The following is a 6,881-nucleotide window of genomic DNA, read 5'->3' on the forward strand; positions in this document are numbered from 1 at the left end:
ATTCCTGCCCAGGTGACCGCCCGATCGGGACGCGAGAAGGCCACGATCGAGCTTCCCCGCCGCTTTCAGGCAGCCATCGATCGAGCCGCCAAGGTGGCCGGCAAAGAGAAGTACGACGACTACATAGGTGAATGGCGCCGGGAAACGACCACCTGCACCGACGATCTCCAGGCATCCGTCGATGCTGAAGCAGCCCGCCTGAGCGACCTCTTTCCCAGGGACCGGTTAGTCGAGTTGGTCGACAACGGCGGGATCAACCCAGCAAAGGAATCCTCGTGACCGACACCGTTCTTGCCAGTGCCACCAGGGAAGTTGTCATCGGATTCGAGCGACCGTTCGTCATCATCGGCGAACGAATAAACCCGACCGGTCGCAAACTCCTCGCCACCGAAATGAAGGCCGGCGACTTCTCACGGGTTGAATCGGACACGCTCGCCCAGGTGGAAGCCGGGGCGCACATGCTTGACGTCAACGCCGGGATTCCGCTCGCCGACGAGCCAGCCATCCTGGCGGCCACCATCCAACTCGTGCAGTCTCTCACCGACCTTCCGCTGTCCATCGACTCGTCCATCGTCGAAGCCCTCGAAGCTGGCCTGGCGGTGTACCGGGGCAAGGCGCTCGTGAACTCGGTGACCGGCGAAGACGAGCAAATGGAACGAGTCCTTCCGCTGGTAGCCAAGTACGGAGCGGCAGTGGTGGCGATCTCCAACGATGAAACTGGGATATCGGAGGATCCTGACGTCCGCTACGAGGTTGCCAGGAAGATCGTCAACCGGGCGGCCGACTACGGCATCCCGAAAGAAGACGTCGTGGTTGATCCACTCGTCATGCCGATCGGAGCGATGCGAACCGCCGGAAAGCAGGTGTTCGCCCTACTCGGTCGACTCCGTAACGAACTGGGGGTCAACACCACCTGCGGGGCTTCAAATATCAGCTTCGGACTGCCGGAACGAGAAGGTGTGAACGCCGCGTTCCTGGCGATGGCGGCTGCCGCAGGCATGACCTCGGCCATCAGTAACCCGCTCCACGCCGAAGTCAGGAAAGCGATCATGGCCTCCGATGTCCTGCTCGGCAAGGATGAGAACGCCGCCAAGTGGATCATGGCCCATCGAAATCCCGAAGACGCCCTCCGGCGTCGAACCGAAGGCAGGCGCCGCGGTCGCGAGGTGCGATCTGGCTGAAACCGCCCGCGTCGTTTTCACTCCCTCAGGACGGCGGGGAGATGTCCCGATCGGCACATCCGTGCTCAATGCGGCGCGCCAGCTTGGCGTCGACCTCGGCTCGGTCTGCGGAGGGGTCGGATTGTGCGGCCGATGCCAGATCACGCCGGTCTTCGGCGATTTCCCGAAACATCAGATCAACTCAACCGAAGCTGCGCTCACCAAGGCCACGACCACGGAGGGCGAATACGAGGCCCGTAAAGGTCTCACCATCGGCCGTCGGCTCGGGTGCATGGCAGACATCTGTGGAGACGTCGTCGTCGATGTTCCAGCAACCTCACAGGTCCATCGTCAGGTCATCCGCAAGGAACTCGAACTCGTTGATCTGGTGGTCGACCCGGTCAGCACCTTGCATTATGTCCAGATGGAAGCGGCCACCCTCGAAGCGACCGTCGGGACCACCCGTCGTCTCGCTCAAGCGCTGCGAGATCAGTGGGCGATGGAGCACATCACGGTTGATCCCCGCGCACTGCGCGACCTCCAGGCGGCCGGCGATAACTGCACCGTCGCGATACGCGACGGGGTCGTCACGGCGGTCTGGCCAGGCTTCCATGAAACGACCTACGGAGTAGCCATCGACGTCGGTTCGACGACCATCGCCGGATATTTGCTCGACCTGACGACCGGCGAGCAGCTGTCGTCGGGCGGGCTCATGAACCCGCAGATTCGATTCGGCGAAGACCTCATGTCCCGAGTTTCGTACGTGATGATGAACGAAGGTGGCGACCGACTGCTCACCGAGTTGGTTCAAGGAGCCCTCGACGATCTCGTCGGGGACCTGGCCAAGCAAGCCGGCATCGAACGCATCGAGATCCTTGAGATCACGCTGGTTGGTAACCCGATCATGCATCACTTGTTCCTTGGTCTCGACCCGCGCCCGCTCGGGGAAGCGCCGTTCAAGCTCACGACTGACGAAGCGATCACCGTCCCCGCCAGTTCGCTCGGTATCAAGGCTCATTCCAATGCGGCCGTCTATGTACTCCCCTGCATCGCCGGCCATGTCGGGGCCGACACGGCCGGTGTCATCTTGTCAGACCAGCCGCACACCCGCTCACCGATCGCCCTATTGGTCGACGTCGGCACCAACGCCGAGATCGTGCTCGGCAACCAGGACCGGCTGCTGGCCGCTTCCAGCCCGACTGGCCCGGCCTTTGAGGGCGCTCAGATCTCGGCGGGCCAACGAGCCGCCCCAGGTGCCATCGAACGGGTACGGATAGACCGCGCAACGCTCGAACCTCGCTTCAAGGTCATCGGTAATGACGGCTGGTCGACCGAGGATCCGGATCTGAACCCGACCGGTATTTGTGGTTCCGGAATCATCGAAGCGATTGCCGAACTATTCCTGGCAGGTGTCATAAGTGAAGACGGCGTTGTTTTGGATCGTCCGTCCGATCGGGTGGTCGCCGACGGAAGAACCTTCTCTTACGTTCTGGCCGATGGCATCACCATCACCCAGAACGACGTGCGGGCCATCCAATTGGCGAAGGCTGCCCTGTATGCAGGAATACGCCTGCTCATGGACAAGCTCGACATCGACACCATCGACGAGATTCGTTTGGCCGGAGCCTTCGGCTCACACATCGATGTCATGTATGCGATGATCCTCGGACTGATCCCCGACTGTGATCTCACCAAAGTGAACTCGGCGGGCAATGCCGCCGGAGCCGGAGCCGTAATGGCTCTCCTCAATCGGGACGCCCGGCGGGAGATCGAAACCGTGGTGAGGCGCATCGAGAAGATCGAAACGGCCACCGAACCGGCCTTTCAAGCTCACTTTGTGGACGCCATGGCGTTTCCGCACAAAACAGCTGCCTATCCCAACCTGTCACAGAAGATCGAACTGCCACCGAGGGCGGCGCCCGCCGCTCAGGGGCGTCGCCGACGCCGCCCATCCCAGGAGGAATCATCATGACCGACCGCGCTCGCTCCCGTACTGGAGGTCGTTCGGCGCGTCAGGCCGCCCGCGCCGCCCACACCCTGGAACGCCAGGCCTACCTGACCCGCTCGATGAAACCGGTCGAGGCGTTGACCGATGAGGGCCTCGAAATCATCGAATCCAACGCCGAAAGACTCATGACCGAAGTCGGCCTGGAAATCCACGACGACTACGCCATCGGGCTGTTCAAAGAGGCGGGAGCGACCGTAGACGGAACCCGGGTCCGGTTCGATCCCGGAATGTGCCGGTCACTGGTTCAAGCCACCGCTCCGGCCCAATACACCCAGTTCGCCCGCAATCCGGCCAACAACGTCGAGATCGGCGGTATGCACACGGTGTTTGCTCCGAACTACGGCTCGCCCTTCGTTCGAGACAAGATCAACGGGCGTCGCTACGCCACGATTGAGGACTTCAACAACTTCGTCAAGCTCGCCTATATGACGCCCTACATGCACCATTCCGGCGGCACGATATGCGAGCCGGTCGACCTTCCGGTGAACAAGCGACACCTCGACATGGTTTATGCCCATCTTCGCTATTCGGACAAGCCGTTTATGGGGTCGGTGACCGCTTCGGAGCGTGCGCAAGATTCGGTTGACCTGGCCAGAATCGGGTTCGGGGGTGACCTGGCCGACCGGACCGTCATGACCTCACTTATCAACGCCAATTCACCGATGTCCTGGGACGCAACCATGCTCGGGGCGGCCAGGGTGTATGCCGAAAACAACCAGGCCTGCATCATGACGCCCTTCATCCTCTCGGGTGCGATGGCCCCGGTCACCCCGGCGGCCGTGGCGACACAAACGCTCGCCGAGTCGCTGGTCGGCATGGCGTTCTGCCAACTCGTACGGCCGGGCGCCCCGGTCATCTTCGGTTCATTCGCCTCGTCCATGTCGATGCAGACCGGAGCACCCACCTTCGGGACACCCGAACCCGCCTTGGTTCTGTACACCGTCGGGGCACTCGCCCGTCGCCTCGGAGTGCCTTTTCGCTCGGGCGGATCTCTCACGGCTTCAAAGACCGCCGACGCCCAAGCGGCCTACGAATCGGCCAACACGCTCCAGCCAACCATCATGGGCGGAGTCAACTTCGTCCTGCACGCCGCCGGCTGGCTCGAAGGCGGGTTGGCGATCGGCTACGAGAAGTTCATCCTCGACGCCGACCAGCTTGGCATGATGTCGACGTTCGTAAAAGGCGTCGACCTCTCGCCAAACGGCCAGGCGATCGACGCCATGCTCGCCAACCCTCCCGGCCAACATTTCCTGGGATCCGAGCACACGCTCGCCAATTTCGAAGATGCCTTCTACCGATCGACGACCGCCAACAACGACAGCTTCGAACAATGGTTCGAGGAGGGTTCGGTCGAGGCCGAAGATCGAGCCACGCTTCGGTGGCAGACGATGTTGGCCGAGTACGTGCCTCCGGCAATCGATGACAGCATCGAAGAAGAACTGCAGGCCTTCGTCGCCATGCGCAAAGCCGCCTCGCCGGACTCGAACGTCTGATGGACTTCCAGCTGAATGACGAACAACGCGCCGGACTGCGCCGGGTACTTGAGCATGCCAAATTCGAGCTCATCCCCCTGAAGAACGTCCTGGATCAGGCCAAGTACCTTCCCCAGGGGGCAACCGTGTCCGTGACGGCGTCTCCCGTCAAAACGCTCGAGGACACCTGGGATCTGGCCGCCAACCTCCAGCAGATGGGTTTCGCGGTCGTACCCCACCTGTCGGCCAGGATGACGAAGGACAAGGGCCACCTCGAGCGCCTCCTCAAGCGTCTGGACCAACTCGACATTCATTCGATGTTTCTGGTGGGTGGTGACGCCCAGGAGCCGGGCGAGTTCGTTGATGCGATTTCCATTTTGCGCGCCATGGATGACATCGGGAACAGTGTGACGAATGTCGGAGTTACGGCTTATCCGGATGGCCATACGGCGATCCCCGACGAGAGCCTGCGTCAGGCGATGCACGACAAACAACCGTACGCCGCGTACATGACAACGCAGATGTGTTTCGATCATGAAAAGATCGGTTCATGGCTCAATGAGACGCGCCGCGATGACATCACAATGCCGGTCGTGTTCGGCATCCCCGGTGTGGCCGACCGCCTGAAGCTCATGACGATCTCGGCCCGAATCGGGGTCGGGCAATCGGCCCGGTTCCTGTCGAAGAACTCCAGCCTCATTACCAAGTTCATCAAGCCGGGCGGCTACTCCCCGGCCGAACTACTCGAGCCGATGGCCGACCTGTTCGTGTCGGAAACCGCCAACGTGGCCGGGCTTCACATCTACACGTTCAACCAGTGTGACACCACCGAACGGTGGCGCCAGGAGTATCTCGCCGACCTGGCGTGACCTCTCGGATTTACACCGGTTCGTGGGGCAGCGACGCCCTGGCGGCTCGCAGGTATGCGAACGGCGTGGCCTCGAGAAAATTGGACACCCGCGACGTGTAGACGTCGGCGTACCGCTCGACCTGCCTGGCGAAAAGACTCTTGTCGAGGCCGGACCGCATGAGCAAACCCCAATGGGCGTTGTTCAGCACCCCGGCTTCGATCGCCAGCGGGGCGATGTCGTCGTCAAGCTTGGCGAGGCTAATACGCACCGCCTCGATGGCTTTGTTTGACTGTTTGGAGGACCGCTCCCCCGCCTCGACCCTCCGAAGTTGTTCGAGGTGCAACCCGGCCAGTTCGACCTCCAGGGTTTCCTTGTCGGCCATTAGTTCGGTAAGGCGGGTTTCTTTGTCGCCAAACGCGTCGAGGGCGTCCACCTCCGATTCCAGTTCTCGCAAGATCAAGGCGGTTCGCCACCGCAACTGGGCTTTCGAAGCGTGCACATCACCGAACAAATGGTCGCCGAAGTAGAGGATCTCGTCGCCGGAGATTCCGAGGCTCTCTTCAACCCTTCGAGCACAGCCACCGAAATAGACCGCACCTGGCTCGACAAGGCCGGCATGAGGAGTGAGCAGAGAAAGGTTCTCATCCACGACGTGATAGAGCGTGTGGTCATCGAAGAAGAATCCGGGTTTTCGAGCGCTGACGATCACCGTATCGAACAGATCTCGCCACGACATGCCGTCACCCAGGTAGGGATCGAAGGCGTACTCCATGATGCGGCGGGCATAGTCCCAGTCGGAGTTGGTGATGAGCATGAGTCGCTTGCCGGCCGCCTTCTGGTCAAGCAACGTCCGGGGAACCCGCGGATCGGGTTCCACGAAGCGCGCGGGGTCCGCCAGGATCTCAGCCTTGAGAGTCCCTTCCATGTGGGCGTCGTCGAGCGAATCTCGCACCGTTCGGTACAAGTCCTCGTATCCCATTACTTCGGGAATCAGCCCTTGATCGGCCAGGTCGACGATCTGGGCGAACAGCGCAGCCTCAGACATCGAGAACATGGTGTTCAGGAAGACCCATCGATCTTCGGCGAGGTCGACCACGGTGCCGGCATAGGTTCGGCGGAGCTGGGAAAACTGGTGTCGCTTGGTTCCGTGCATTGCCCGGATGACGTACCCGAACCGGGTGACCTTCAAGAGGTTGCCGAGTTCCAGGTCGATCGTCAGGCCCTGAATCACCTGATCAGGGTCGAACTCGAGATCCCCAACCGGCCATCCCCGCTCAAGTAGCCGGTCCCGCGTATGTTCATAGGCGCGCCGCTCCCATTCGACCGGGTTGTAATGCACCAAGGTGTAATCGAGGTCGTAGCCGATCGCCTTGATCGACCTGAGGTTGAG

At 61.5% G+C, this 6,881-nt stretch carries 6 protein-coding genes; 5 read left to right on the forward strand and 1 reads right to left on the reverse strand.

The features are described 5' to 3' along the window. From JJE47_12115 to JJE47_12135, 5 genes are all read left to right on the forward strand, one after another. Positions 1-279, forward strand: a 279-nt coding sequence (locus tag JJE47_12115; GenBank protein ID MBK5268168.1) for a virulence factor, incomplete at its 5' end; no start/stop codon positions are given. Next, positions 276-1,181, forward strand: a complete 906-nt coding sequence (locus JJE47_12120; GenBank protein MBK5268169.1) for a dihydropteroate synthase — start codon at positions 276-278, stop codon at positions 1,179-1,181. The genes JJE47_12115 and JJE47_12120, both read left to right, overlap by 4 nt. After that, complete coding sequence (locus JJE47_12125) at positions 1,078-3,132, forward strand: DUF4445 domain-containing protein (GenBank protein MBK5268170.1); 2,055 nt, start codon at positions 1,078-1,080, stop codon at positions 3,130-3,132. Before JJE47_12120 ends, JJE47_12125 begins: the two co-directional genes overlap by 104 nt. Then, entirely contained in the window at positions 3,129-4,661 is a 1,533-nt protein-coding gene (locus JJE47_12130; GenBank protein ID MBK5268171.1) for a trimethylamine methyltransferase family protein, read from the forward strand. Before JJE47_12125 ends, JJE47_12130 begins: the two co-directional genes overlap by 4 nt. After that, the gene (locus JJE47_12135) at positions 4,661-5,509 is read left to right on the forward strand and encodes a methylenetetrahydrofolate reductase (protein ID MBK5268172.1); all 849 of its coding nucleotides are present in this window, start codon (positions 4,661-4,663) and stop codon (positions 5,507-5,509) included. The genes JJE47_12130 and JJE47_12135 overlap by 1 nt, the downstream gene beginning before the upstream one ends. Before the next feature lie 10 nt (positions 5,510-5,519). Here the strand turns inward: JJE47_12135 and JJE47_12140 are convergent. Next, on the reverse strand, positions 5,520-6,881 hold a 1,362-nt coding region (locus JJE47_12140; protein MBK5268173.1), incomplete at its 5' end, for an HAD-IG family 5'-nucleotidase.

It is taken from the genome of Acidimicrobiia bacterium (assembly GCA_016650365.1).
GTDB lineage: Bacteria > Actinomycetota > Acidimicrobiia > Spongiisociales > JAENVV01 > JAENVV01.